Origin of the sequence: Candidatus Infernicultor aquiphilus, assembly GCF_002784285.1 — a bacterium.
Taxonomy (GTDB): Bacteria; Atribacterota; Phoenicimicrobiia; order Phoenicimicrobiales; family Phoenicimicrobiaceae; genus Infernicultor; species Infernicultor aquiphilus.
Genome location: NZ_PFKO01000172.1, coordinates 1 through 1,343 on the forward strand (window position 1 = coordinate 1; position 1,343 = coordinate 1,343).

The window sequence follows — 1,343 nt, forward strand, 5'->3', positions numbered from 1 at the left end:
GAATCCAACCTTAATGTGATTGTACTTGGTTCACAACTGGCCAAAGACCTATTTAACAGTGAAAGTCCTTTAGGGAAAAAGATTAAATTAAATTATAAAAATCAGAATTATCTTTTTACGGTAATTGGGATTATGGAAGAAAAAGGAGGAGGATTAACTGGTGATCTTGATGACCGGTCTTATGTTCCCATTACTACTTATATGAAAAAATTGTCCAATTCGCAATATGTGTCCTCTTATTTAGCTCAAGCTAATTCCAGCCAGGAAGCTTCCTCAGCGGTGGGAGAAATAGAGTATTTTTTAATTAAAAGTTTAGATGACCAAGACAAGGAAAAGTTTAGATTGCTAAGTATGGATCAAATTTTAGATACAGTAAATTCAGTTACTGCTTCTTTAAGCCTAATGTTAGGTGGGATTGCCGCTATTTCCTTGCTGGTAGGGGGAATTGGGATTATGAATATTATGTTAGTTTCAGTAACCGAAAGAACCAGAGAAATAGGGATTCGTAAAGCATTAGGAGCAAAAAGAAAAAATATAATGAGTCAATTTCTTATTGAGGCTTTAAGCTTAAGCGGTTTAGGAGGAATAATCGGTATTATTTTAGGTTGGTTAGGTGCTTATTTTATTGCTCAATTGGGGAAATGGTCTCTGGTAATTTCGCTTTCTTCGGTTTTATTAGCCTTTGGTTTTGCAGTAGCTATTGGTCTATTCTTCGGTCTCTATCCGGCTATGAAAGCTGCTAAAATGGATCCTGTCGAAGCCTTAAGTTATGAGTAAATGTGTCAGGGGACGGTTCTTTGACACGTTTATATTCCTATTTATTCCCCTCTTTTATAAAAATATTTTTAGCTATTTTTAAATAAAAAAGAGGATTTTAAAACTATTTTATAGAATATATTTAAAGAAACTATTTTAATAAAGAATTAATCAGCTATTTAAAGTAAGCAAAATGTTAGAGTTCTAACATATTAATTTAGAGGGTGATAAAAATTAAATCAAAATTAACCATAAGTTTCATATTATTAATCATTATAATAATATTTTCTTTTACTAATTTGTCTATTGATGCTCAGCGGAGTTTTGAGATAACTGATTATAACGCCCAGGTAAAAATATTAGAAAATGGTGATATGCAGGTAAGTGAAATTTTTGAGTACAGTTTTGATGGCGATTTTAATGGAATTATAAGAGACATAGGGATTAAAGGCTCGGATGGCCTGCAGTATTTTAAAGCTTCTGAATATTTCCCTGAAGATAAAGAATTAAATTATGACCAAAGTAGTAAAGGGGATATGATAACTTATAGAATTTATGATAAGTCCAGCAATGAGAGAAAATTATTT

Annotated in this window: 2 protein-coding genes; both read left to right on the forward strand. The window is 31.6% G+C overall.

Features of this window, described 5'->3' with window-relative positions; genetic code table 11:
* Positions 1-777 (forward strand): ABC transporter permease (locus COZ07_RS04740; RefSeq protein WP_406607436.1); only part of this gene is annotated, 777 nt, incomplete at its 5' end.
* 203 nt (positions 778-980) lie between these two features.
* On the forward strand, positions 981-1,343 hold a 363-nt coding region (locus tag COZ07_RS04745), incomplete at its 3' end, for a DUF2207 domain-containing protein (RefSeq protein ID WP_406607437.1).